24 protein-coding genes are annotated in these 22,424 nt (G+C 72.0%); 13 read left to right on the top strand and 11 right to left on the bottom strand.

Features of this window, described 5'->3' with window-relative positions; genetic code table 11:
• Window positions 1-107 precede the first annotated feature (107 nt).
• The gene (locus ACFWNV_RS08095) at window positions 108-1,337 is read right to left on the bottom strand and encodes an acyl-CoA dehydrogenase family protein (protein WP_383942269.1); all 1,230 of its coding nucleotides are present in this window, start codon (window positions 1,335-1,337) and stop codon (window positions 108-110) included.
• Between the two features lie 209 nt (window positions 1,338-1,546).
• Here ACFWNV_RS08095 and ACFWNV_RS08090 point away from each other — a divergent pair, with 209 nt between their 5' ends.
• Window positions 1,547-2,191 carry a TetR family transcriptional regulator gene (locus ACFWNV_RS08090; RefSeq protein WP_383942266.1) on the top strand — a complete coding sequence of 215 codons (645 nt, stop codon included), beginning with the start codon at window positions 1,547-1,549 and terminating at the stop codon, window positions 2,189-2,191.
• A 141-nt stretch (window positions 2,192-2,332) separates the two neighbouring features.
• Here ACFWNV_RS08090 and def read toward each other — a convergent pair whose 3' ends face one another.
• Complete coding sequence (def, locus tag ACFWNV_RS08085; RefSeq protein ID WP_383942263.1) at window positions 2,333-2,896, bottom strand: peptide deformylase; 564 nt, start codon at window positions 2,894-2,896, stop codon at window positions 2,333-2,335.
• Between the two features lie 123 nt (window positions 2,897-3,019).
• Here def and ACFWNV_RS08080 point away from each other — a divergent pair, with 123 nt between their 5' ends.
• The 6 genes from ACFWNV_RS08080 to ACFWNV_RS08055 all read left to right on the top strand — a co-directional run bounded on the left by ACFWNV_RS08080 (window position 3,020) and on the right by ACFWNV_RS08055 (window position 8,282).
• Window positions 3,020-4,258 (top strand): MurT ligase domain-containing protein, encoded by a 1,239-nt coding sequence (locus ACFWNV_RS08080; RefSeq protein WP_383942260.1) that lies wholly within the window; start codon window positions 3,020-3,022, stop codon window positions 4,256-4,258.
• 19 nt (window positions 4,259-4,277) lie between these two features.
• The gene (locus tag ACFWNV_RS08075; RefSeq protein ID WP_383942258.1) at window positions 4,278-5,006 is read left to right on the top strand and encodes a type 1 glutamine amidotransferase; all 729 of its coding nucleotides are present in this window, start codon (window positions 4,278-4,280) and stop codon (window positions 5,004-5,006) included.
• 189 nt (window positions 5,007-5,195) lie between these two features.
• Entirely contained in the window at window positions 5,196-6,224 is a 1,029-nt protein-coding gene (locus tag ACFWNV_RS08070) for a 6-phosphofructokinase (RefSeq protein ID WP_383942255.1), read from the top strand.
• 138 nt (window positions 6,225-6,362) lie between these two features.
• On the top strand, window positions 6,363-7,292 hold the full coding sequence (locus ACFWNV_RS08065; protein WP_383942292.1) for a cytochrome c oxidase assembly protein: 930 nt from the start codon (window positions 6,363-6,365) through the stop codon (window positions 7,290-7,292).
• A gap of 32 nt (window positions 7,293-7,324) precedes the next feature.
• Entirely contained in the window at window positions 7,325-7,483 is a 159-nt protein-coding gene (locus ACFWNV_RS08060) for a hypothetical protein (protein WP_250740168.1), read from the top strand.
• A gap of 88 nt (window positions 7,484-7,571) precedes the next feature.
• The gene (locus ACFWNV_RS08055; protein ID WP_383942252.1) at window positions 7,572-8,282 is read left to right on the top strand and encodes a lysophospholipid acyltransferase family protein; all 711 of its coding nucleotides are present in this window, start codon (window positions 7,572-7,574) and stop codon (window positions 8,280-8,282) included.
• 46 nt (window positions 8,283-8,328) lie between these two features.
• Here ACFWNV_RS08055 and ACFWNV_RS08050 read toward each other — a convergent pair whose 3' ends face one another.
• From ACFWNV_RS08050 to ACFWNV_RS08020, 7 genes are all read right to left on the bottom strand, one after another.
• Entirely contained in the window at window positions 8,329-10,017 is a 1,689-nt protein-coding gene (locus ACFWNV_RS08050; RefSeq protein ID WP_383942249.1) for an alpha/beta hydrolase, read from the bottom strand.
• Between the two features lie 221 nt (window positions 10,018-10,238).
• Complete coding sequence (locus ACFWNV_RS08045; RefSeq protein ID WP_383942246.1) at window positions 10,239-11,003, bottom strand: urease accessory protein UreD; 765 nt, start codon at window positions 11,001-11,003, stop codon at window positions 10,239-10,241.
• Window positions 11,004-11,062: 59 nt separating this feature from the next.
• A complete protein-coding gene (gene ureG / locus ACFWNV_RS08040) occupies window positions 11,063-11,758 on the bottom strand; it encodes an urease accessory protein UreG (protein ID WP_383942244.1) in 696 nt (231 codons plus the stop codon).
• 104 nt (window positions 11,759-11,862) lie between these two features.
• Window positions 11,863-12,537, bottom strand: coding sequence for an urease accessory protein UreF (locus tag ACFWNV_RS08035; RefSeq protein WP_383942241.1), 675 nt, complete (start codon window positions 12,535-12,537; stop codon window positions 11,863-11,865).
• Between the two features lie 31 nt (window positions 12,538-12,568).
• Window positions 12,569-14,290: an urease subunit alpha gene (locus tag ACFWNV_RS08030; RefSeq protein WP_383942237.1), complete on the bottom strand. Its 1,722-nt coding sequence runs from the start codon at window positions 14,288-14,290 to the stop codon at window positions 12,569-12,571.
• Window positions 14,283-14,594, bottom strand: coding sequence for an urease subunit beta (locus ACFWNV_RS08025; RefSeq protein WP_383942234.1), 312 nt, complete (start codon window positions 14,592-14,594; stop codon window positions 14,283-14,285). Before ACFWNV_RS08025 ends, ACFWNV_RS08030 begins: the two co-directional genes overlap by 8 nt.
• Before the next feature lie 14 nt (window positions 14,595-14,608).
• Window positions 14,609-14,911, bottom strand: a complete 303-nt coding sequence (locus ACFWNV_RS08020) for an urease subunit gamma (protein WP_383942231.1) — start codon at window positions 14,909-14,911, stop codon at window positions 14,609-14,611.
• Between the two features lie 304 nt (window positions 14,912-15,215).
• Between ACFWNV_RS08020 and ACFWNV_RS08015 the strand changes: the two genes are divergently transcribed.
• Window positions 15,216-15,605 carry a VOC family protein gene (locus ACFWNV_RS08015; protein WP_383942228.1) on the top strand — a complete coding sequence of 130 codons (390 nt, stop codon included), beginning with the start codon at window positions 15,216-15,218 and terminating at the stop codon, window positions 15,603-15,605.
• A gap of 155 nt (window positions 15,606-15,760) precedes the next feature.
• On the opposite strand, the gene ACFWNV_RS08010 is transcribed toward ACFWNV_RS08015, so the two are convergent.
• Window positions 15,761-16,216, bottom strand: coding sequence for an ATP-binding protein (locus ACFWNV_RS08010; RefSeq protein ID WP_383942225.1), 456 nt, complete (start codon window positions 16,214-16,216; stop codon window positions 15,761-15,763).
• 197 nt (window positions 16,217-16,413) lie between these two features.
• Between ACFWNV_RS08010 and ACFWNV_RS08005 the strand changes: the two genes are divergently transcribed.
• Both ACFWNV_RS08005 and ACFWNV_RS08000 read left to right on the top strand, forming a co-directional pair.
• Window positions 16,414-17,301, top strand: coding sequence for a helix-turn-helix domain-containing protein (locus ACFWNV_RS08005; RefSeq protein ID WP_383942222.1), 888 nt, complete (start codon window positions 16,414-16,416; stop codon window positions 17,299-17,301).
• 12 nt (window positions 17,302-17,313) lie between these two features.
• Complete coding sequence (locus tag ACFWNV_RS08000; protein WP_383942219.1) at window positions 17,314-17,535, top strand: DUF397 domain-containing protein; 222 nt, start codon at window positions 17,314-17,316, stop codon at window positions 17,533-17,535.
• A gap of 116 nt (window positions 17,536-17,651) precedes the next feature.
• On the opposite strand, the gene ACFWNV_RS07995 is transcribed toward ACFWNV_RS08000, so the two are convergent.
• The gene (locus ACFWNV_RS07995; RefSeq protein WP_383942216.1) at window positions 17,652-18,827 is read right to left on the bottom strand and encodes an 8-amino-7-oxononanoate synthase; all 1,176 of its coding nucleotides are present in this window, start codon (window positions 18,825-18,827) and stop codon (window positions 17,652-17,654) included.
• 157 nt (window positions 18,828-18,984) lie between these two features.
• Here ACFWNV_RS07995 and bioB point away from each other — a divergent pair, with 157 nt between their 5' ends.
• The 3 genes from bioB to bioD all read left to right on the top strand — a co-directional run bounded on the left by bioB (window position 18,985) and on the right by bioD (window position 22,328).
• On the top strand, window positions 18,985-20,277 hold the full coding sequence (gene bioB, locus ACFWNV_RS07990; protein ID WP_383942213.1) for a biotin synthase BioB: 1,293 nt from the start codon (window positions 18,985-18,987) through the stop codon (window positions 20,275-20,277).
• 109 nt (window positions 20,278-20,386) lie between these two features.
• Entirely contained in the window at window positions 20,387-21,625 is a 1,239-nt protein-coding gene (locus ACFWNV_RS07985; RefSeq protein ID WP_383942289.1) for an adenosylmethionine--8-amino-7-oxononanoate transaminase, read from the top strand.
• A gap of 1 nt (window position 21,626) precedes the next feature.
• Window positions 21,627-22,328 (top strand): dethiobiotin synthase, encoded by a 702-nt coding sequence (bioD, locus tag ACFWNV_RS07980; protein ID WP_383942210.1) that lies wholly within the window; start codon window positions 21,627-21,629, stop codon window positions 22,326-22,328.
• Window positions 22,329-22,424: the final 96 nt, after the last annotated feature.

Here is a 22,424-nt window from a genome sequence, read left to right as displayed (position 1 = left end):
CCAGGTTGATTTTTTCGGTGCGGCGTTTTCTCGGGGGGGTACACGGTGATGGTGGGGGCCCGGTGGGCGTGGGGGGGGGGGGGCCCATGCCCCGTCCGGGTCCCGTGCTAGCGGATCGGCATGCCCGAGATCGTGCGCGCGATCACCAGCCGCTGGATCTCGCTCGTCCCCTCGAAGATGGTGTAGATCGCGCTGTCGCGGTGCATGCGCTCCACCGGGTACTCGCGGGTGAACCCGTTGCCGCCGAGGATCTGGACCGCCTGCGCGGTGACCTTCTTGGCGGTCTCGCTCGCGAACAGCTTGGACATCGAGCCCTCGGCCGAGGTGAAGGGCTTGCCCGCGACCGCCATCCAGGAGGCCCGCCACACCAGCAGCCGGGCCGCGTCGATGGAGGTCCGCATGTCGGCGAGCTGGAAGGCGACGCCCTGGTTGTCGATGATGGGCCGGCCGAACTGCGTACGGGTCTTCGCGTAGTCCAGCGCCACCTCGTAGGCGGCGCGCGCCGTGCCGACGGCCATGGCGCCGACGGCGGGGCGGGAGGCCTCGAAGGTGGCCATGGCCGCGTTCTTCACGCGCTCGCCGCCGCCCGCCCTGGCCCGCTCGTGGGCCCGTGCGAGCCGCTCGTCCAGCTTCTCCTTGCCGCCGAGCAGGCAGGAACCGGGGATCCGTACGTCCTCCAGCACCACCTCGGCGGTGTGCGAGGCGCGGATGCCGTGCTTCTTGAACTTCTGCCCCTGGGAGAGACCCGGGGTGTTCGGCGGCACGATGAAGGACGCGTGCCCCTTGCTCCCCAGCTCCGGGTCGACGACCGCCACCACGATGTGGACGTTGGCGATGCCGCCGTTGGTCGCCCAGGTCTTGGTGCCGTTGAGCACCCACTCGTCGGTGGCCTGCTCGTACACGGCGCGGGTGCGCATCGCGCCGACGTCGGAGCCGGCGTCGGGCTCGGAGGAGCAGAACGCGGCGACCTTCACGTCGTCGGGGGTGCCGTACATCTGCGGGATCCAGGTCCCGATCTGCTCCTCGGTGCCGTTGGCGACGACGCCGATGGCGGCGAGTCCGGTGCCGACGATCGACAGGGCGATGCCCGCGTCGCCCCAGAACAGCTCCTCCATGGCCATCGGGATGCCGAGGCCGGTGGGGTCGAAGAACTGCTGGGCGTAGAAGTCGAGGGAGTAGATGCCGACCTTGGCGGCCTCCTGGATGACGGGCCACGGAGTCTCTTCGCGCTCGTCCCATTCCGCGGCCGCGGGGCGGATCACGTCGGCGGCGAAGCCGTGGATCCAGTCCCGGACCTGCTTCTGGTCGTCGTTCAGCTCCATGGTGAACTCCGCCATGTCCCCTCCATCTTTCGTCTCGCCTGCCGTACAGCTGGTCGCAAAGAAGTTGTTACCAACGGTAACCCCCACTCCGACTCCAGTCTGTTACCGGCCGGTAAGCACTGTCAAGCAGCAGCGATGACCGACCGCCGATGAGATCACCAGGGTGTGCGGGGTGTTACGTTGCGTGGGCCTCAGGACATCGCAAGGGCGGGGAGTGACACGGCATGGAGACCACACGGCAGGCCGGCGAGCCGGGAGCGGCCGAGCGCCGGCGGCGGGAGCTGCTGGAGGCCGCCGACCGGGTCGTCCTCAGGGACGGCCCCAAGGCGTCCATGAACGCCATCGCGGCGGAGGCCGGGATCACCAAGCCCATCCTCTACCGCCACTTCGGCGACAAGGCCGGCCTCTACCAGGCCCTGGCCGTCCGGCACACGGACGCGCTGCTCGACTCGCTGCGCGCGGCCCTCGACGCCCCCGCCGAACGGCGCAGGCGGGTGGAGGCCACCCTCGACACCTACCTCGCCGCGATCGAGGCACGCCCCCAGGTCTACCGCTTCCTCATGCACCCGGCCGAGGACTCCCAGACGCCGGAGCGCGGCTTCGACGTCGGCCTGCACTCGGCCCCGCTGCTGCGCCGCCTCGGCGAGGAACTGGCCCAGGTGATCGGCGAACGCGTCGACCTCGGCCCCGGCGGCGAACGCCTGGCCCGGGTCTGGGGCCACGGCATCGTCGGCATGATGCACGCGGCGGGCGACTGGTGGCTCGGCGAACGCCCCTGCGAGCGCGCGGAACTCGTCAGCGCCCTCACCGACCTCCTCTGGGGCCGCCTGGCCACAGCCGGCAACCGGGCGGACGGCCCGGGCTTCTGAGCCCACCCGGTCACATCCGGCCCCGCCAAATCCAGCCCCGCCGGGAGGCATCCGGCGCCGCCGGGGCCAAATCCAGCCCCGCCGGCGTTTGGGGCGCGGGGTCTGGGGCGGCGCCCCAGGGCCCCCGGCCCCGCCGGGCTCTCACTCGCCCAGCGCGTGGATCCCGGCCGCACCCCAGTCGGTCTTCCGGATCTGCCGCCGCAGCTTGCGCAGCCGCAGCCCGGTCACCCGGTCCGCGTACACCCCACCGGCCAGGTGATCGCACTCGTGCTGCAGGCACCGCGCGAAGAACCCGGTCCCGGAGATCCGTACGGCCGCCCCGTCCGAGGTCACGCCCTCCACCACCGCGCTGTCCCAGCGGAGCGTCCCCGCCTCCAGCCCCGGCAGGGACAGACAGCCCTCGGGTCCGGTGAACTCGTCCCCGTCCGCGGACACCAGGCGGGGGTTGACGATGTGCCCGACGTGGCGGACGTCCTCGTCGTCGGGGCAGTCGTATACGAACACCCGCTGCCCGACGCCGATCTGGTTCGCCGCGAGGCCGACGCCCTGCGCGGCGTACATCGTGGCGAACATGTCCTCGATGAGCCGGTCGAGGGCCGGACCGAACTCGGTGACCTCCGCGCAAGCGGAATGGAGCACCGGGTCGCCCAGCAGGCTCATGGTGCGGACGATGCCGGAGGTACCGGGGAGGGGGCGCTGTCGCATGGCCGTAAGGGTACGACGGGCGACTATATGAGGAGATCTTCGGCAGACCGGGGGCGCCGCGGTCGGGGCGCGGGCAGGTCATGGATAGGCTGGGGGCGACCGACGCAAGGAGGACAAGGGACGATGGCAGGCAACACGGAGCCGCTTTCGCCGCGGGCCAAGCTGGCCGTGACGGCGGGCAAGGCCGCGGCGGCGGTGTCGCGGGCCGCGGGACGCGGAAGCGGATCGGTGATCGGAGGCAAGGTCGCGCTCAAGCTCGACCCCGATCTCCTCGGCGCGCTGGCGCAGCATCTCGACGTCGTCCTCGTCTCCGCGACGAACGGCAAGACCACGACGACCCGGCTGATCGCGGAGGCCCTGCGGGCCAGCGGTCCGGTCGTCTCCAACGCGCTGGGCGCGAACATGCCCGCGGGCATCACCTCGGCCCTGGCGGGCGGTTCGGACGCCCGCTACGGCGTCATCGAGGTGGACGAGAAGTACCTGGCCGGAGTGGCCCGGGACGTCACCCCCAAGGTGATCGCCCTGCTGAACCTCTCCCGCGACCAGCTGGACCGCGCCGCCGAGACCCGCATGCTCGCGGAGAAGTGGCGCGAGGGCCTCTCGGGCTCCAAGGCGGTCATCGTCGCGAACTGCGACGACCCGCTGATCGTGTGGTCCGCCTCCTCCTCCTCCAACGTGGTGTGGGTCGCGGCCGGCCAGGAGTGGAAGGACGACGCCTGGTCGTGTCCCTCCTGCGGTGGCGTCATGCAGCGTCCGGGCGACGACTGGTTCTGCGGCGAGTGCGGTTTCCGGCGTCCCACCCCGAGCTGGGTGCTCTCCGGTGACCACGTGCTCGACCCGCACGGCAGCGCCTGGCCGATCAGCCTCCAGCTGCCGGGCCGCGCCAACAAGGCGAACGCGGCCACCTCGGCCGCCGTGGCAGCCGTCTTCGGCGTCCCGCCGCAGGTGGCGCTGGAGCGGATGTACCAGGTGCAGGCCGTCGCCGGACGCTACGACGTGGTGAGCTTCCAGGGCCGCGAACTGCGGCTGCTGCTCGCGAAGAACCCGGCGGGCTGGCTGGAGACGTTCTCCCTCATCGACCCGCCGCCGACCCCGGTGATCCTGTCGGTCAACGCGCGCGGTGCGGACGGCACGGACACCTCGTGGCTGTGGGACGTGGACTACCCGCGCCTGGCCGGCCACCCGATCTTCGTGATCGGCGACCGCAAACTGGACCTCGCGGTCCGCCTGGAGGTCGCGGGCCTGGACTTCCGGGTGTGCGAGACCCTCGACGAGGCCGTGCAGCTGGCGCCGCCCGGACAGATCGAGCTGATCGCCAACTACACCGCCTTCCAGGACGTGCGCCGCCGCGTCGGCAACTAGTACCCATAAGGACAAGAGCATGAGCGACAACAGCCTGCGTCTGGTGTGGGTCTACCCCGACCTGCTCAGCACGTACGGAGACCAGGGCAACGCCCTGGTCGTCGAGCGCCGGGCCCGCCGGCGCGGCCTGGACGTGCAGCGCGTGGACGTGCGCAGCGACCAGCCGATCCCGACCTCGGGCGACATCTACCTGATCGGCGGCGGTGAGGACCGGCCGCAGCGGCTGGCCGCGGAGCGGCTGCTGCGCGACGGCGGGCTGGAGCGCGCCGTCTCGAACGGGGCGATCGTCTTCTCCGTCTGCGCCGGGTACCAGATCCTGGGCCAGGAGTTCGTCAACGACGTCGGCCAGCGCCAGGAGGGCCTCGGCCTGCTGGACGTGGTGACCGTGCGCGGCGAGGGCGAGCGGTGCGTCGGCGACGTGCTGGGCGACATCGACCCGCGGCTCGGTCTGCCGCAGCTGACCGGCTTCGAGAACCACCAGGGCGTCACGCACCTCGGCCCGACGGCCAAGCCCTTCGCGCGGGTCTCCATGGGCCGGGGCAACGGCACGGGTGACGGCACCGAAGGCGCGTACAACGACACGGTGTTCGGCACGTACATGCACGGTCCCGTGCTGGCGCGCAACCCGCTGATCGCGGACCTGCTGCTGAAGCTGGCCCTCGACGTGAACGCGCTGCCGCCCATCGACGACCGCTGGTACGAGGCGCTGCGCGCCGAGCGGATCGCGGCCGCCACGCAGCCCGCGTAGCCTCCCCGCACCCGTCGTTCGGCCCGGATTCCCCTGCTGGGGTCCGGGCCGACGTGTTTTCGTACGACTGATCTGACCAGCATGTGGAGGATGGTTCAGTCCACCCTCGATCCGCTTGTAGGGTGCTGGGTAGTTCCAACCGGACGACGTGGTCCGGTCGTCGGCCCACGTTGCAAAGGTCCTCCTGCCATGCGCATTGGTGTGCTCACTTCCGGAGGCGACTGCCCCGGGCTCAATGCCGTCATCCGCTCCGTCGTGCACCGCGCCGTCGTCGACCACGGGGACGAGGTCATAGGTTTCCACGACGGCTGGCGCGGTCTGCTGGAGTGCGACTACCGCAAGCTCGACCTGGACGCCGTGAGCGGCATCCTGGCCCGTGGCGGAACGATTCTGGGCTCCTCCCGGGTCCAGCCCGCCCATCTGCGCGACGGCGTGGAGCGGGCCCGCGGCCACGTCGCCGACCTCGGCCTCGACGCGATCATCCCGATCGGCGGCGAGGGCACGCTGAAGGCCGCGAACCTGCTCTCGCAGGGCGGCCTGCCGATCGTCGGCGTACCGAAGACGATCGACAACGACATCGCCTCCACCGACGTCACCTTCGGCTTCGACACCGCCGTCGGGGTCGCCACCGAGGCCCTGGACCGGCTGAAGACCACCGCGGAGTCGCACCAGCGCGTGATGGTCGTGGAGGTCATGGGCCGCCACACCGGCTGGATCGCCCTGCACTCGGGCATGGCGGCCGGCGCGCACGCCATCGTCGTGCCGGAGCGCCCCTTCGACATCGAGCGGCTGACGGCGATCGTCGGCGAACGCTTCGAGCAGGGCAAGCGCTTCGCGATCGTCGTGGTGGCCGAGGGCGCCAAGCCCGCCGACGGCAGCTCGATGGCCCTGGAGAGCGGCGGCACCGACATGTACGGCCACGAGCGCTTCGCCGGCATCGGCAACCGCCTCGCCGTCGAGCTGGAGGAACGTCTCGGCAAGGAGGCCCGGCCGGTCATCCTGGGCCACGTCCAGCGCGGCGGCACGCCCACCGCGTACGACCGGGTGCTGGCGACCCGCTTCGGCTGGCACGCGGTGGAGGCGGCCCACCGGGGCGAGTTCGGGATGCTCACGGCGCTGCGCGGCACGGACATCGTCATGGTCCCCCTCGACGAGGCCGTGCAGACCCTGAAGACGGTCCCGTCCGAGCGCTACGACGAGGCGCAGAACGTCCTGTGATCTTTCCCCCTTTCTCCGCGTCACTCCCGTAATGGCCGCCCCCGGACGATTCCCGTCCGGGGGCGGCATTACTGTGGTGGGGCACCACGGGTCAAGGGAGTGAAGAGATTGAGTTACCTCGCGCACGACGGCATGGACATGGAGATGGACCTGCCGCCCTTCACCCTCGGGCGCGGGCTGGAGTTCTCCTTCGACGCCTTCTTCCTGATCGGTTCGGTCCTAGGCCTCGCGCTGTACGCGTGGGGTGTGGTGCGGCTGCGCCGGCGCGGGGACGCGTGGCCGGTCGGCCGGACCGTCGCCTTCACCATCGGCGTGCTGAGCGTGGCCCTGGTGATGTGCACCAAGCTGAACGACTACGGCATGGTCATGTTCAGCGTGCACATGGTCCAGCACATGGTGATCAGCATGCTCAGCCCGATCCTGCTGCTGCTGGGCGCGCCCGTGACGCTGGCGCTGCGCGCGCTGCCGCCGGCGGCCCGCGGCCACAAGGGGCCGCGCGAGCTGCTGCTGATGCTCCTGCACAGCCGGTACATGAAGGTGATCACCCATCCGGTGTTCACCATCCCGATGTTCATCGCCAGCCTCTACGGCCTGTACTTCACCCCGCTCTTCGACTTCCTGATGGGGTCGAAGACCGGTCACATCGCGATGATGGTGCACTTCCTCGCCGTCGGCCTCGTCTTCTTCTGGCCGATCATGGGCGTGGACCCGGGTCCGCACCGCCCCGGCTACGTGATGCGGATGCTGGAGCTGTTCGCCGGAATGCCCTTCCACGCCTTCTTCGGCATCGCGCTGATGATGGCGAGCGAGCCGATGATCAAGACGTACGCGAACCCGCCCGCCTCCCTGGGCATCGACCCGCTGCTCGACCAGCAGTGGGGCGGCGGCATCGCCTGGGCCTTCAGCGAGGTCCCCTCGGTGCTGGTCCTGATCGCGCTGGTCTACCAGTGGTACCACTCGGAACAGCGGGCGGCGAAGCGCTCCGACCGGTCCGAGGACCGCAACGGGGACCAGGAGCTGGCGGCCTACAACTCGTATCTCGCTTCGCTCCAAGCGCGTGGCCAGTAGCGCGGGAGCACCCTGAGGCGCCACCATGGGGCATGACCGGATCCGTGAAGGCGATGGCAGTGATGACCTTCGCCTCTCTGGTGGCGATCGCCACGTATTCCGTGGCCCTGGGAAGCAACGGCTGGCTGTGGTTCGGCTGGGTCGTGCTGGGGCTGCTCACCGCGGGAATGGCCGCCTCGGGCGGAACCTGAGTAGGTACCCGAGTACCAGCGCCCTCCACCCCCCGGCGACCCGTCCGTAGGATGTCCGTGACCACGGGACGTCGACGGGAGCCGCTTGGTGTTCTACCACTTGCTCAAGCACGTGATCCTGGGGCCGCTGCTGCGGCTCCTGTTCCGGCCCCGCATCGAAGGACTGGAGAACATCCCGGAGGACGGGGCCGCGATCATCGCGGGCAACCACCTCTCCTTCTCGGACCACTTCCTGATGCCCGCGATCCTCAAGCGGCGCATCACCTTCCTCGCGAAAGCCGAGTACTTCACGGGACCGGGGGTGAAGGGACGGCTCACGGCCGCCTTCTTCCGCAGCGCCGGACAGATCCCGGTCGACCGCTCCGGCAAGGATGCCGGTCAGGCGGCGCTGCGCGAGGGGCTCGGGGTGCTGTCCAAGGGCGAGCTGCTCGGCATCTACCCGGAGGGCACCCGCTCGCACGACGGACGGCTGTACAAGGGCAAGGTGGGCGTGGCCGCGATGGCGCTGGGCGCCGGGGTGCCCGTCGTCCCGTGCGCGATGGTCGGGACCTTCGAGATCCAGCCGCCCGGACAGAAGATCCCCAGCATCCGCCGGGTCACGATCCGCTTCGGCCGGCCGCTGGACTTCTCCCGGTACGAAGGGATGGAGGGCGAGCGGGCCGTGCTGCGGGCCATCACCGACGAGATCATGTACGAGGTCCTCGCGCTGTCCGGCCAGGAGTACGTGGACCGGTACGCCGCCGAGGTGAAGGCGGAGGAAGAGGAAGCACGGAAGAAGGCCCGGCGCAGGACGCGCTGAGCCTTCTCCCGTGAGGTGGTGCGGAGCGGTTGCCGCCCGGTTCCGGCTAGCGGATGGCGGGGAGCTCGTCGATCACCCGCTGGTCGGCGGCCGGGGCCGGCGCGATCAGCTTGGCGGCGACGGGGGCCGGGGCCACCGGAGTGGCGTGCGGAGCGCACTTCACGTCCTGGGCGTCGACCTTGCCGGTGAGCAGGTAGGTGTCCACCCGGGTGTTGATGCAGGGGTTCACCAGGCCGGTGACTCCGTGCGAGCCGGCGTTCTGCTCGGTGATCAGACGCGAGCCGGCGAGCCGGTTGTGCAGGGAGACCCCGCCCTTGTACGGCGTGGCGGCGTCACGCTCGGACTGGACGATGAGCACCGGCGGCAGGCCGCGGTGGGCGCCGACACCGACCTCGATGGCGTTGTGCTGCTTGGACTTCCAGGTGGCGCAGGGCAGGTTCATCCACGCGTTGGCCCAGGTCATGAAGGGGTACTGGGCGTGCAGCTTGGTGTTGTCCCGGTCCCACTTGGACCAGCTGGTGGGCCACTTGGCGTCGGCGCACTCCACGGCGGTGTAGACGGCGTTGCCGTTCTCCGCCGAGGCGTTGCCCGCGGTGTCGCTCATGTCGGGGGCGATGGCGTCGATCAGCGCCTGCGTGTCGCCGGCCTCGTACGCGGCCCAGGTCTGGGCGACGGGCACCCAGGAGGAGTCGTAGTACGGGGCGCTCTGGAAGAAGCCGATGAGCTCGGCCGGGCCGACGATCCCGCCGAGCGGGTTGGCCTTGGCCTTGGCGCGGAGCGTCAGCCACTTGGCCTCGACCGCGGCGCGGGTGGTGCCGAGGTGGAAGGAGGCGTCGTTCTTGGCGACCCAGTCCTCCCAGTCGTTCCAGCGCGTCTGGAAGGCGATGTCCTGGCCTAGGTTGGCCTCGTACCAGATGTTGTCGCGGTCCGGGTCGACGACGCTGTCCACGATCATGCGGCGCACGTGGGTCGGGAACAGGGTCGCGTAGACCCCGCCGATGTAGGTGCCGTAGGAGACGCCGATGAAGTTCAGCTTCTTCTCGCCGAGGGCGGCACGGATGACGTCCAGGTCACGCGCGATGTTCGGCGTGGTCATGAACGGCAGCATCTCGCCGCTGCGCTCCTTGCAGCCGTCCGCGTACTCCTCGGCGAGCTTGCGCTGGGCGTTCTTGTCGGCCTTGCTGTCCGGCACCGGGTCGGCCTTGGGGGCCTTGACGTACTCCTGCGGGTCGATGCAGGAGATCGGCGCGGAGTGGCCGACGCCGCGCGGGTCGAAGCCCACAAAGTCGTACGCCTTGGCCGTGTTGACCCACAGCGGGCTCTTGGTGGTGGTGCGCCGGGGGAAGCGCATGCCCGAGGCACCGGGACCGCCGGGGTTGTACAGGAGCGCGCCCTGGCGCTCGTCCTTGGTGCCGGTGCTGACGGCGCGGTCGACCGCGAGGTCGATCGTCTTGCCGAACGGCTTGCTGTAGTCCAGCGGGACCTTCACATAGCCGCACTGGATGGGCTTCTCGAAGCCCCAGTCGGCCGGACAGTCCTTCCAGTCGATCCCGGTGCGCGCCGCGCGGGCGGCGGCGATCGAAGTGCCGATCGTCTCGGCGATCTGGTTGTCGCGGCCGTAGGACCCGGACTCGAAGGTCTGGGCGGCCGACGCGGACGGGGCGAGCAGCAGGCTCGCCGCCAGCGTGCCGGTGATCAGTGTGGCGGCGCTCCCCAGCGCCGCGTTGCGTATCACGTGGTTGTTCCCCCTGCGTCATCTGCCGCCGTGAGCGGCGTGGTTCGTGCCGGTGTGGATGTGCGTCGGCACGTGCAGGGGATACTTCCGCCTGACCGGGAGCGGGCGACAGAGCACGGGGCGGTTCTTTGCCAACCCGATATCCGGAAATGCGTGTACCGCTGAGCGGTGTCGGGTTCGTCCCGGGTTCGCAGGCCCCCGGCCGGGGCCGCCGCCCGGCTTCACCAACCGTGGTCGGCGCAGGCGGAGTCGAGCAGTTCGCGCAGGCGCAGGGCGTCCGGGGCCAGGGCCGTGACCAGGACGGCCGGTCCCGCCAGCGGGGTGAGCGCCGCGAACTCCCCCAGCATCCCGGCCTGCGGCGGGGACTTCGCGAACTCCGGGTCCACCACCAGCAGCTGGCCCAGCGCCCGGTGGCCCGCCAGTCCCGCCGGACCGTCCCAGCCGCCGGGCGCACCGGGACCACAGGCCAGCTCCTGGTCCAGCAGCGGTTTCCCGTCCCGGGTCACGGTGAGCCGGGACCGCAGCAGGCCCGGAGCCTCCCCGGTGCGGCCGAGCACCTGCTCCTCGCGCAGCAGGAGCCGGGCGGTGGGCGCCAGTTCGGCCCGGGTGGACACCCGCAGGTCGCTGCCGCGCACCGAGACGAGGGGCTCCGGAAGCCAGCGCACCGCCGCCCCGTCCGCGAGCCGGAGCCGTACGTCGTACCGCGCGGGTTCCCCGTGCCGGCCGGGCAGCGCGAGGGTGGCGGCCGCCGAGCGGAGCACCAGCCGGGCGCCCGGTCCGGCGGTGGCCTCGATCCGCAGCCGGTCGCCGCCCAGGGGGGCGCTCATGGCGCCGACCAGCATGACGCCCGCCTCGCCGGGCCCGCCCCGGGTGCGGCGCAGGGCCAGCGGCCCCTCACCGGCCAGCAGCGGCAGCACGGTGGAGCCCCGGCCGTCGGCCACGGCGCCGATCCGGGCGGTGGCGCGGAGGCCGGCCGGAGGGGGCATTCCTTCCGGGCTCGCCGCGGGGAGCGCCGTAGGACTCGCCGTGGGGCTCGCCGTGGGGCTCACCGGGCGGTCCAGGCGGCGATCCGCTCGCGCACCCAGGCGGCCACCGGGGCCACCCCTTCCTCGCTGCGCAGGGACTGGAAGGCGACGGGCAGTTCGCCACGCTGCTCGGCGGCGTCGCGGGCCATCCGGCCCAGGTCCGAGCCGACGTGGGGGGCGAGGTCGGTCTTGTTGACGACGAGCAGGTCGGCGGTGGTGACGCCGGGGCCGCCCTTGCGCGGGATGTCGTCGCCTCCGGCCACGTCGATGACGAAGATCTGGGCGTCGACGAGGCCCCGGGAGAAGGTGGCGGTGAGGTTGTCCCCGCCGGACTCGACGAGGATCAGGTCGAGCCGGCCGAGCCCCTCGAAGGCCTCCTCCAGTTCCTCGACGGCCTCCAGGTTGGCGGAGATGTCGTCGCGGATGGCGGTGTGCGGGCAGGCGCCGGTCTCGACGGCGCTGATCCGCTCGGGCGGCAGGACGGCTTCGCGGAGCAGGAACTCCGCGTCCTCGCGGGTGTAGATGTCGTTGGTGACCACGGCCATGGACAGTTCCGTGCGCAGGGCCCGGCAGAGGGCGGCGACGGTGGCGGTCTTGCCGGAGCCGACGGGCCCGCCGAGGCCGATGCGCAGGGCCCTGCGGGTGCCGTCGGCGCGCAGCGGCTCGGCGCTGTGGGTGTGGCGGTGCGGGAAGGTCACCGTGTGGTCGAGGTGCATGGCAGGCTCCTTGAGCTGAGGCGGGGGGGCGGGTGCGGGGTGGGGCGCGGGTGGGGCGCGGGTGGGGCGCCCGCCCGTTCCGTACGGGGCGGGCGGGCGCCCGGTCAGGAGGCGAAGAGGCGTACCGGCCAGTCGGCATGGGCCTGCGCCGCGATGTCCAGCAGCGGCGAGGAGGCCGCGGGCAGGGTGTGCGTACCGTCGGCGCGGGCCCGTAGCGCGGCCCGCTCCGCGTGCCGGGACACGGAGTCCAGCTCGGGGGCGAGCCCGGCCAGGACCCGGCTCGCCTGGAAGGGGTCCAGGCCGAGCAGCCGTACGGTGGCGGTGGCCGGCCCGCTCACGCTCTCGTACGCCGCCACGTGCGCGGCGTCGAGCGCCCCGAGCCCCGCCGACCGGGCGGTGACGCCGAGCACCACGGGCTGGTGCGCCCCGCGCGGGAACGCCGCGGCCAGCGCGTCGAGTTCCGCGCCGGGCCAGGTGGCGCGGGCGGCCCGCATCAGCTGGCGCCCGAGCCGCCGCCCGGCCGCGCGCAGCGCGGGCGACGGGGTCCGGGCGTCCGCGGCTTCGTCGAGGTCCGCCGGGTCGATCCCGAGGGCGGCCGCCGCGGCGAGTGCGGCCGCGACGAGCCCGGCGGTGTGCAGCCGGCCCCGGCAGAACTCCGCCAGGGTGGCGGCGTCGTGGATCCGGCCCGCCTTGCAGGCGGCCTCGGCGCCGCCGGAGTGGGCGTGCCCTCCGGCGGGGAAGCGGCCGTCGGCGAGGACGAGGAGGGTGGCGAGGCTCATCGGAAGACCTCGCCCCTCAGAAGAGGCCCCATCAGAAAAGGAAGTAGCGTTGGGCCATGGGGAGTTCCGCCGCGGGGGCCGGTTCCACCACTTCGCCGTCGATGGTGACGGTGAAGGTGTCGGCGTCGACCTCCACCCTCGGCATGGCGTCGTTGTTGCGCATGTCCGCCTTGGTGACCTTGCGGGTGCTCTCGATGGCTACGAACTCCTTGCCGAGTCCGAGCCGTTCGGGCAGTTGGTCGTCGAGGGCCGCCTGGGCGGTGAAGTTCACCGAGTTGAGCCCGGGGGCCCGCCCGTACGCTCCGAACATGGGGCGCGGCAGAACCGGCTGCGGGGTGGGGATGGAGGCGTTGGCATCGCCCATCTGCGCGTAGGCGATCTGGCCTCCCTTGATGACCAGTTCGGGCTTGACCCCGAAGAAGGCGGGCTTCCACAGCACCAGGTCGGCGAGCTTGCCGGTCTCGATGGAGCCGATCTCGCGGGCCAGGCCCTGGGCGACGGCGGGGTTGATCGTGTACTTGGCGACGTAGCGGCGGGCCCGGTGGTTGTCGGCGGGGCCGTCGCCGGGCAGGGAGCTGCGCCGCTTCTTCATCACGTGGGCGGTCTGCCAGGTCCGCAGGATCACCTCGCCGACGCGGCCCATGGCCTGGGCGTCGGAGGAGATGATCGAGATGGCTCCGAGGTCGTGCAGGACGTCCTCGGCGGCGATGGTGGAGGGCCGGATCCGGGACTCGGCGAAGGCCAGGTCCTCGGGGACGGCCGGGTTGAGGTGGTGGCAGACCATGAGCATGTCGAGGTGTTCCTCGACGGTGTTGACGGTGTGCGGCCGGGTCGGATTCGTGGAGCTGGGCAGGATGTTCGGCTCGGAGACCACGGTGATGATGTCGGGGGCGTGCCCGCCGCCCGCGCCTTCGGTGTGGTACGAGTGGATGGTCCGGCCGCCGATGGCGGCGAGGGTGTCGGCGACGAACCCGGCCTCGTTGAGGGTGTCGGTGTGGATGGCGGCCTGGGCGCCGGTCTCCTCGCAGACGGTGAGGCAGGCGTCGATGACGGCGGGGGTGGATCCCCAGTCCTCGTGGAGCTTGAAGCCGAGCGCCCCGCCGCGCAGTTGGGAGTACATGCCCTCGCGGGACATGGTGTTGCCCTTGCCGAGCAGGCCGATGTTGACGGGGAAGGCCTCCAGCGCGGCGAACATCCGGGCCAGGTGCCAGGGTCCGGGGGTGACGGTGGTGGCCTTGGTGCCCTCCGCGGGGCCGGTGCCGCCGCCGACGAGGGTGGTGATGCCGGAGGCGAGGGCCTCCTCGATCACGGTCGGGGAGATGAAGTGCACGTGGGCGTCGACGGCGCCGGCGGTGAGGATCTTCCCGTTGCCGGCGATGATCTCGGTCTCGGGGCCGATCACCAGCGCCCGGTCGACGCCGTCCATGGTGTCGGGGTTGCCCGCCTTGCCGATGCCGCAGATCCGGCCGTCGCGGATGCCCACGTCGGCCTTGACGATGCCCCAGTGGTCGAGGATCACCACTCCGGTGATGACGGTGTCGGCGGCTCCTTCGGCGCGGGTGGTGCGCGCCTGGCCCATGGATTCGCGGATGACCTTGCCGCCGCCGAAGACGGCCTCGTCGCCGGCCCGGCCGGGGCCGCCCGCGAGGTCCTGCTCGATCTCGACGAAGAGGTCGGTGTCGGCGAGGCGGATGCGGTCGCCCGTGGTGGGCCCGAAGAGGTCGGCGTAGACCTGGCGCGATATCTCAGCCATCGAGCGGCCCTCCGGTCTCCCCGCGCAGTCCGGGTACGGTGCGCAGTCCTGCCAGCGGTACGAGGGCCACGGCGACCGGGATCCCCGGCTCGAAGCGGACCGCGGTGCCGGCGGCGATGTCGAGGCGCAGCCCGCGGGCGGCCCCGCGGTCGAAGTCGAGGCCGGGGTTGGCCTCGGCGAAGTGGTAGTGCGAGCCGACCTGGACGGGCCGGTCGGCGGAGTTGAGCACGGTGAGTCGGGTGACGGGCCGGCCTTCGTTGAGGCGCACCGGGCCGTCCCCGTAGGCGATTTCGCCGGGGATCATGCGGGTACTCGCTCTCAGACGATGGGGTCGTGGACGGTGACGAGCTTGGTGCCGTCCGGGAAGGTCGCCTCGACCTGGACGTCGTGGATCATCTCGGGTATCCCCTCCATGACCTCCTCGCGGGAGAGCACGGTCCGCCCGGAGGCCATCAGCTCGGCCACCGTCCGCCCGTCGCGGGCCCCTTCGAGAATGTGTGCGGTGATCAGGGCTATCACCTCGGGGTGGTTGAGGAGCACACCCCGCGCCCTGCGTCTCTCGGCCACGTCGGCGGCCACGTGGATGAGCAGTCTCTCCTGCTCGTGGGGGGTCAGCTGCACAGCTATCACCAAGCTTCCGGGACATGATCAACATCGCGCCGAGCCGACCCTATGGGCCTTCAACACTTTGTTGACCTGCGCATATCCGAGCCAAGCATGTCTTGCCCAACGCGGGGCAAGGCTTTCCGTCCCGCCCACCGCCGCTTTGCCCGCGCATGGGTGACCATTGACGGAAGGAACGTGGCCGCCACGCTAGGGGCCTCGCTTTTCCGCTGAGTTAACCCACGTTTCGCGCAGGTACCCGGTTCAGCCCCGGGCACCGCACAGCCCGGTTCCGTATACGGAGCCGTCCACGAGGAGCTGCATGTTCGTCAACCCCGTCCGCCACATCACCTTCGACGCGCAGGAGCCGTACCGGCTGGCGCAGTTCTGGTCCGCCGTGACCGGTTTCCCCATCCACCCCGACGACCAGCCGGACGACGACGAGATCCTGCTGGACCCGGGTCAGCCGGGCGTGCCCGGGGTGCTCTTCGTCCGGGTGCCCGAGGGGAAGTCGGCGAAGAACCGGGTCCACTTGGACATCCAGCCCGTGACCGGGACCCGCGACGAGAACGTCGAGCGGCTCATAGGGCTCGGCGCGAAGGTGCAGGCCGACCACCGCCGGGAGGGCGGCCTGGGCTGGGTCACCCTGACCGACCCCGAGGGCAACGAACTGTGCATCGAGCGCAGCGTGTCGGAGCGCGCCGAGGCCTGACGGGCCCCGCATCGGGTCCCGACCGGGCCCACGGCGGGCCCGACCGGCTTCACGGCGGGCCCGACCGGCCTCACCGCGGGCCCGACCGGCCCCACCGCGGGCCCGACCGGCCCCACCGCGGGCCCGACCGGCCCCACATCAGGTCCCGGCCGGCCTCAACAGCCGGTACGCGTCCCCGCCGGAGTCCCGGCGGCGGCCGTCCAGGGCAGGGCGATCCAGACGGTCTTGCCGCCGTCCTCGGTCGGGCTGACCGAGAGCCGGCCGCCGGCCTCCGCGGCGAGCCAGCGGATGATGACCATCCCCCGGCCGTTGTCCTGCTGGACGGCGGCCGGGAGCCGCTTGGGCCAGCGCGGGTGGCTGTCGGTGACCCCGATGCGGAGCCACTCCTCGCGCTCCAGGCGGATGTCCACGGTGAAGGTCGGCGACTGGCCGAAGGTGTGCTGCACGGAGTTGGTGGCCAGTTCCGAGACGATGAGCCGGATGCTGTCGGCGGCTTCGGTGCCCTCGGAGAGTCCCCACTCGCCCAGCACCTCCGCGACGTAGCGGCGGGCGGCCGCGACCGAGGCGGGATCGCTCGGCAGAGTGACGGATGCTTCCTGGTGATCTGCCATGGCGACGGTCCCTTTCCCACCGGGGCGAAGCCGCCCCGGATCTGTGCTGGACGCCAGAGTGCCACCCATCGTCCCGTCGTTTCCGCCGATCCCTCAAGATATGCATATATCTGTCGCTCAATGCGGTGAACTCTGCTACGGAAGAGCGTATTTGGACGGCAGACTGGTGCGACCTGTGCCGGTGGAAGGAGGCGGATGTGCAGCAGGGTCCCGCGGTGCGCCGGCGCAAGCTCGGCGAGGAGCTGCGTGCCCTCCGCGATCGGTCCGGACTCACCAGCGGTGAGGCGGCCCGGCTCGCGGGATGGCACCAGTCGAAGATCAGCCGCATCGAGACGGGGCGCAGCGGCGTCAAGGTGGAGGACATCAGGATCCTGCTCGACGTCTACGGGGAGGATGTCGTGAGCGCGCAGCAGCGCGCCCTGCTGGAGGCCCTCTCGGCCTCGGCGGCGGGCCCCGCCCCGGACGAGGACACCGGGCGCGGGCGCCAGTGGTGGCACGACTACCGGGGGCTGCTGCCGCAGGAGTACCGGGACTTCATCAGCCTGGAGGCGGGTGCGCGTTCGGCCCGCACCGTCGAGCTGTCGGTGGTGCCGGGGCTGCTGCAGACCCCGGAGTACGCGCGGGCGGTGACCCGGGCCGCGCTGGGCGGGCTGCCGGAGCCGAAGGTGGAGGCGCTGGTCGACGTACGCCTGGCGCGTCAGTCCGTCCTGCGGGCGGATCCGCCGCTGGAGCTGAGTGCCGTCCTGGACGAGGCGGTGCTGCGGCGCGCGATCGGCGGGGCGGGGGTGATGGAGGAGCAGCTGAGGCACCTGGTGGAGGTGTCGCGTTTGCCCCAAGTGCGGCTTCAGGTACTGCCGTTCAGCGTAGGGGGACATCTCGGCCTGACTGGACCGTTCGTTATCTTCTCATTTCCGAACATCGCCGATCTGGATGTGGTGGTACTCGACCATTTGACGAGTAGCCTCTATCTGGAGCGGAAGGAAGACCTTGAGGCGTACAGCGCCGCGTTCCGCACCATCCAGGCGCACGCCCTCCCGCCCCGCGATTCGTCGGATCTCATCAGCGCCCTCGCTGACGACGCGTAAGGAGGCACCTCCGTGTCCGCAACCCCCTTATCCACAGGCGGACTTCTGAACAGCGCGCGGTGGCGGCGAAGCAGCCGCAGCACCGGAATGAACAACTGTGTGGAAACGGCCGTCCTCGGTGGCGGCCTGCTGGCCGTCCGCGACTCCAAGCGGGCGGACGGCCCGGCCGTGCTCTTCACCGGGCCGGCCTGGCACGGCTTCCTCGTCACCGTTCGTGCGGATCTCGGGACGTAGGAACGCAGGACTCACCAACGCACCAGGTAGCACCAGGTAGCACCAGGTAGCACCGCACCAACGCACCAGTAGCACCGCAGGACGCAGGAACGCGGGAGCGCCCGTAGCGGCTCCGTTCAGCGGTCCGTGGCTCCGGCCGGAGCGGTCCTCAGGATCGTCTCCACCGCACGGCTGATCTCCTCCCCCGTGAGATCCGCCCGCGCGGTCAGTCGCAGCCGGGAGATGCCGTCCGGTACCGACGGCGGCCGGAAGCACCCCACGGACAGACCTGCCTCGCGGCAGTCGGCGGCCCAGCGCAGTGCCGCCGAAGCCGACGGGGCCCGTACCGACACCACGGCCGCGTCCGGCCGGGCCGCGGTCAGGCCGGACGCGGTGAGCCGCCCGTACAGTTCGGCAGCCACCGCGCGGGCCCGGTCCGCGCGCTCCGGTTCCCGCTGGAGCAGGCGCAGGGCGGCCAGTGCGGCGCCCGTCGCGGCCGGGGCCAGCCCGGTGTCGAAGATGAAGGTCCGCGCCGTGTTGACCAGGTGGCGGATCACCTTGGCCGGGCCGAGCACCGCACCGCCCTGGCTTCCCAGGGACTTCGAGAGGGTCAGCGTCGCGACCACCCCGGGAGCCCCCGCGAGCCCGGCCGCGTGCAGCGCACCGCGGCCGCCCTCGCCCAGCACCCCGAGGCCGTGCGCATCGTCCACCAGCAGGGCCGCGCCCTCGGCCCGGCAGGCCTCGGCGTGGGCCGCGAGCGGAGCGGCGTCCCCGTCGACGGAGAACACCGAGTCGGTGACCAGCAGCGCCCGCCCCCGGTGGGCGGCGAGCGTCTTGCGGGCGGCGTCCGGGTCGCAGTGCGGGACGACGGCGGTCTCGGCGCGCGACAGCCGGCAGCCGTCCACGATCGAGGCGTGGTTGCCCGCGTCCGAGGCGACCAGGGTGCCCCGGTCGCTGAGCGCGGTGACGGCGGCCAGATTGGCCGCGTACCCGGAGGAGAGCACGAGCGCCGCCTCGAACCCGCAGAAGGCCGCCAGCTCCCGTTCCAGCTCGGCGTGCAGTTCGGTGGTGCCGGTGACCAGGCGCGATCCGGTGGCCCCCGCGCCCCAGCGCTCGGCGGCCTCGCGCGCCCCCCGTACGGTCTCGGGGTGCCGGGACAGCCCCAGGTAGTCGTTGCTGGCGAGGTCGAGGAGCGGGGAGTCCGCCGGCCGCGGACGCAGCGTCCGGACGAGTCCGGCCTGCTCCCTGGCCCGCTCCGCGTCGTCGATCCAGGAGAAGACGTCCACGGGGGCGGGGGTGTGCTGGTGCGGCATCGACGGTCCTCGGGTTTTTGTCGGCAGTCCACAGACCTGCCCGACCCTAACCGCCCGTGACCCCTGCGTCAGGTGTGGCGATACACACACTCTCTTCCGGCCATGTTGTTCGATCTCTCCTTGGCCGGGAGTACCCGGGTGGGACAGGATCGGCATCATGGACCTGCTGAACACCCTCGTGGACAAGGGGCTGCGGCGTGAGCTGCCGACCCGCGAAGAGGCACTCGCCGTGCTGGCGACCTCTGACGACGAACTGCTCGACGTGGTGGCCGCGGCCGGCAAGGTGCGCCGACAGTGGTTCGGGCGCCGGGTCAAGCTGAACTACCTGGTCAACCTGAAGTCGGGGCTCTGCCCCGAGGACTGCTCGTACTGTTCCCAGCGGCTGGGATCCAAGGCCGAGATCCTCAAGTACACGTGGCTGAAGCCCGACGAGGCCTCCCAGGCCGCGGCCGCCGGCGTCGCCGGCGGGGCCAAGCGGGTGTGCCTGGTGGCGAGCGGGCGGGGTCCGACGGACCGCGACGTGGACCGCGTCGGCAAGACGATCGCGGCCATCAAGGAGCAGAACGAGGGCGTCGAGGTGTGCGCCTGCCTCGGTCTGCTGTCGGACGGCCAGGCCGAGCGCCTGAAGGACGCGGGCGCGGATGCCTACAACCACAACCTCAACACCTCCGAGGCCACGTACGGCCAGATCACCAAGACCCACACCTACGCGGACCGGGTCGACACGGTGCAGAAGGCGCACGCCGCCGGCCTGTCGGCCTGCTCGGGACTGATCGCGGGCATGGGCGAGAGCGACGAGGACCTCGTCGACGTCGTCTACGCGCTGCGCGAGCTCGACAGCGACTCGGTCCCGGTCAACTTCCTGATCCCCTTCGAGGGCACCCCGCTGGCCAAGGAGTGGAACCTCACCCCGCAGCGCGCCCTGCGCATCCTCGCGATGGTCCGCTTCGTCTGCCCCGACGTCGAGGTCCGCATCGCGGGCGGCCGCGAGGTGCACCTGCGCACCCTGCAGCCGCTGGCGCTGCACATCGCGAACTCGATCTTCCTGGGCGACTACCTGACCAGTGAGGGCCAGGCCGGACAGGCCGACCTCGACATGATCGCGGACGCCGGTTTCGAGGTGGAGGGCGCCGGTACGACGACCCTTCCCGCGCACCGCTCCGACGTCGCGGCGGCGGCCACCACCGGGGGCTGCGGTTCGAAGGGCTCCGGCGCCCCGGGCTCCGGCGCCTCGGTCTGCGGCTCCTCCGCCACGGCGGGCGAGTCCGGCTGCGGCTCGGCGTGCGGCGGCTGCTCGGGACACGCCGGGCACGAGGCCCCCGTAGCGGCTTCCGTGGCCGCTCCGGTCACGGAAGCGGTACCGGCTCAGGCGGAGGCGGGCGAGGTCCGGCCCGGTCTGGTGGCGGTACGCCGCCGCGGTGCGGGAACGGACCTCGCGCCCAATGCCTGACCAGCACCACGCGCAGCACTCGCACGACCCGGTCGGTTCGACCGACGCGCTGCCGGCCGCCGAACTGCTCGCGCTGGACCGGCAGCACGTCTGGCACCCGTACGGCCCGATGCCCGGGCGGCAGGAGCCGCTCGTCGTCGCCTCCGCCTCGGGGGTCCGCCTCCGGCTGGCCGAGCCCGCTCAGGGGCACGCCGAGCTGGTCGACGGCATGTCCTCCTGGTGGTCGGCGATCCACGGGTACAACCACCCGGTGCTGAACGAGGCGGTGACCGGCCAGCTCGGCCGGATGTCGCACGTGATGTTCGGCGGGCTCACCCACGAGCCCGCCGTCCGGCTGGCCACGAAACTCGTCGAGCTCACCCCGGCCGGCCTGGAGCACGTCTTCCTCGCCGACTCCGGCTCGGTATCGGTCGAGGTCGCGGTCAAGATGTGCCTGCAGTACTGGCGTTCGGTGGGGCGCCCCGGGAAGACCCGCCTGCTCACCTGGCGGGGCGGCTACCACGGGGACACCTGGCAGCCGATGGCCGTCTGCGACCCCGAGGGCGGCATGCACGAGCTGTGGTCGGGCATCCTCCCGCGCCAGCTCTTCGCGGACGCCCCGCCGAGCGGGTTCTCCGCTCCCGTGGACGAGGCCTACGTCGCCCACCTGCGCTCCCTGTTCGCCGCGCACGCGCAGGAGCTGGCAGCCGTGATCGTGGAGCCCGTGGTGCAGGGCGCCGGCGGCATGCGCTTCCACAACCCGGGCTACCTGCGGGTGCTGCGGGAGCTGTGCGACGAGTTCGACGTGCTGCTGATCCTGGACGAGATCGCCACCGGCTTCGGCCGCACGGGCGCGCTGTTCGCGGCCGACCACGCCGGGATCACCCCGGACGTGATGTGCCTGGGCAAGGCGCTGACCGGCGGTTACCTCACCCTCGCGGCCACCCTGTGCACGGAGCGGGTCGCGGACGGCATCTCGCAGGGCGAGGTCCCGGTCCTGGCCCACGGGCCGACCTTCATGGGCAACCCGCTGGCCACCGCGGTGGCCCTGGCCTCCATCGACCTGCTGCTCGGCCAGGACTGGCAGGGCGAGGTCAAGCGCATCGAGGCGGGCCTGCTGGAGGGCCTGGCCCCGGCCGCGGACCTGCCGGGCGTCCAGGAGGTACGGGTCCAGGGCGCCATCGGCGTCGTCCAGCTCGACCACCCGGTCGACATCGCCCGCGCCACGGCGGCGGCGGTCCGGGAGGGCGTCTGGCTGCGCCCGTTCCGGGACCTGATCTACACCATGCCTCCGTATCCGACGGCCGACACCGACGTGGCCCGCATCTGCCGGGCCGTGGTCGCGGCCGCTGCCGTGAAGGGGGCCTGACATGGCGGTACTGATGGTCTCGGGGACCGGAACCGAGATCGGCAAGACGGTCGTCACCTCGGCCGTCGCCGCGGCCGCGCTCGCGGCGGGCCTCTCGGTGGCCGTGCTGAAGCCGGCCCAGACGGGCGTCGCCCCGGACGAGCCCGGAGACGCTGCGGAGGTCGGCCGGCTGGCGGGCTCCGCCGTCACCACGGTGGAGCTGGCCCGCTATCCGGAACCCCTGGCCCCGGACACGGCGGCCCGGCGCTCGGGCCTCCCTACGCTCTCCCCGGAGCGGATCGCCGAGGCGGCCCGCGGGCTCGCCCTCTCCCACGACCTGGTCCTGGTCGAGGGCGCGGGCGGCCTCCTGGTCCGCTTCGACGAGGCCGGGCACACCCTGGCGGACGCGGCCCGCCTGCTCGGCGCCCCGGTGCTGATCGTGGCCCCGGCCGGCCTCGGCACCCTCAACTCCACCGCCCTGACGGCCGAAGCCCTCCGGGCCCGCGGCCTGACCTCCCCGGGCGTGGTGATCGGCAGCTGGCCGGCCGAACCGGACCTGGCGTCCCGCTGCAACCTGGCCGACCTGCCCTCGGTCTCCGCACTCCCCCTGCTGGGCATGGTCCCGGCCGGCGCGGGCACCCTCCCCCCGGCCGCCTTCCGCACCTCGGCGCCCGGCTGGCTCGCCGCCCCGCTCCACGGCACCTGGTCGACGCCCTCCGACTGAGCCCGCACCGGCCGGGGCGCGGCCCTGGTGAGGCCGGACGGGGGAACGGGTGGCTCCGCACGCTCACCCGGCGGTGTCGCGGTGGGGAGTCGCCGC

This window comes from Streptomyces sp. NPDC058401 (assembly GCF_042722885.1).
Lineage (GTDB): Bacteria > Actinomycetota > Actinomycetes > Streptomycetales > Streptomycetaceae > Streptomyces.
This window is presented reverse-complemented; position numbering and strand designations above follow the sequence as displayed.

Excerpts from the sequence above, each read along its gene's own strand:
- ACFWNV_RS08095 (WP_383942269.1), bottom strand. The coding sequence starts at position 1,337 with ATGGCGGAGTTCACCATGGAGCTGAACGACGACCAGAAGCAGGTCCGG.
- ACFWNV_RS08090 (WP_383942266.1), top strand. The coding sequence starts at position 1,547 with ATGGAGACCACACGGCAGGCCGGCGAGCCGGGAGCGGCCGAGCGCCGG.
- def (WP_383942263.1), bottom strand. The coding sequence starts at position 2,896 with ATGCGACAGCGCCCCCTCCCCGGTACCTCCGGCATCGTCCGCACCATG.
- ACFWNV_RS08080 (WP_383942260.1), top strand. The coding sequence starts at position 3,020 with ATGGCAGGCAACACGGAGCCGCTTTCGCCGCGGGCCAAGCTGGCCGTG.
- ACFWNV_RS08075 (WP_383942258.1), top strand. The coding sequence starts at position 4,278 with ATGAGCGACAACAGCCTGCGTCTGGTGTGGGTCTACCCCGACCTGCTC.
- ACFWNV_RS08070 (WP_383942255.1), top strand. The coding sequence starts at position 5,196 with ATGCGCATTGGTGTGCTCACTTCCGGAGGCGACTGCCCCGGGCTCAAT.
- ACFWNV_RS08065 (WP_383942292.1), top strand. The coding sequence starts at position 6,363 with ATGGAGATGGACCTGCCGCCCTTCACCCTCGGGCGCGGGCTGGAGTTC.
- ACFWNV_RS08060 (WP_250740168.1), top strand. The coding sequence starts at position 7,325 with ATGACCGGATCCGTGAAGGCGATGGCAGTGATGACCTTCGCCTCTCTG.
- ACFWNV_RS08045 (WP_383942246.1), bottom strand. The coding sequence starts at position 11,003 with ATGCCCCCTCCGGCCGGCCTCCGCGCCACCGCCCGGATCGGCGCCGTG.
- ureG (WP_383942244.1), bottom strand. The coding sequence starts at position 11,758 with ATGCACCTCGACCACACGGTGACCTTCCCGCACCGCCACACCCACAGC.
- ACFWNV_RS08035 (WP_383942241.1), bottom strand. The coding sequence starts at position 12,537 with ATGAGCCTCGCCACCCTCCTCGTCCTCGCCGACGGCCGCTTCCCCGCC.
- ACFWNV_RS08030 (WP_383942237.1), bottom strand. The coding sequence starts at position 14,290 with ATGGCTGAGATATCGCGCCAGGTCTACGCCGACCTCTTCGGGCCCACC.
- ACFWNV_RS08025 (WP_383942234.1), bottom strand. The coding sequence starts at position 14,594 with ATGATCCCCGGCGAAATCGCCTACGGGGACGGCCCGGTGCGCCTCAAC.
- ACFWNV_RS08015 (WP_383942228.1), top strand. The coding sequence starts at position 15,216 with ATGTTCGTCAACCCCGTCCGCCACATCACCTTCGACGCGCAGGAGCCG.
- ACFWNV_RS08010 (WP_383942225.1), bottom strand. The coding sequence starts at position 16,216 with ATGGCAGATCACCAGGAAGCATCCGTCACTCTGCCGAGCGATCCCGCC.
- ACFWNV_RS07995 (WP_383942216.1), bottom strand. The coding sequence starts at position 18,827 with ATGCCGCACCAGCACACCCCCGCCCCCGTGGACGTCTTCTCCTGGATC.
- bioB (WP_383942213.1), top strand. The coding sequence starts at position 18,985 with ATGGACCTGCTGAACACCCTCGTGGACAAGGGGCTGCGGCGTGAGCTG.
- ACFWNV_RS07985 (WP_383942289.1), top strand. The coding sequence starts at position 20,387 with ATGCCCGGGCGGCAGGAGCCGCTCGTCGTCGCCTCCGCCTCGGGGGTC.
- bioD (WP_383942210.1), top strand. The coding sequence starts at position 21,627 with ATGGCGGTACTGATGGTCTCGGGGACCGGAACCGAGATCGGCAAGACG.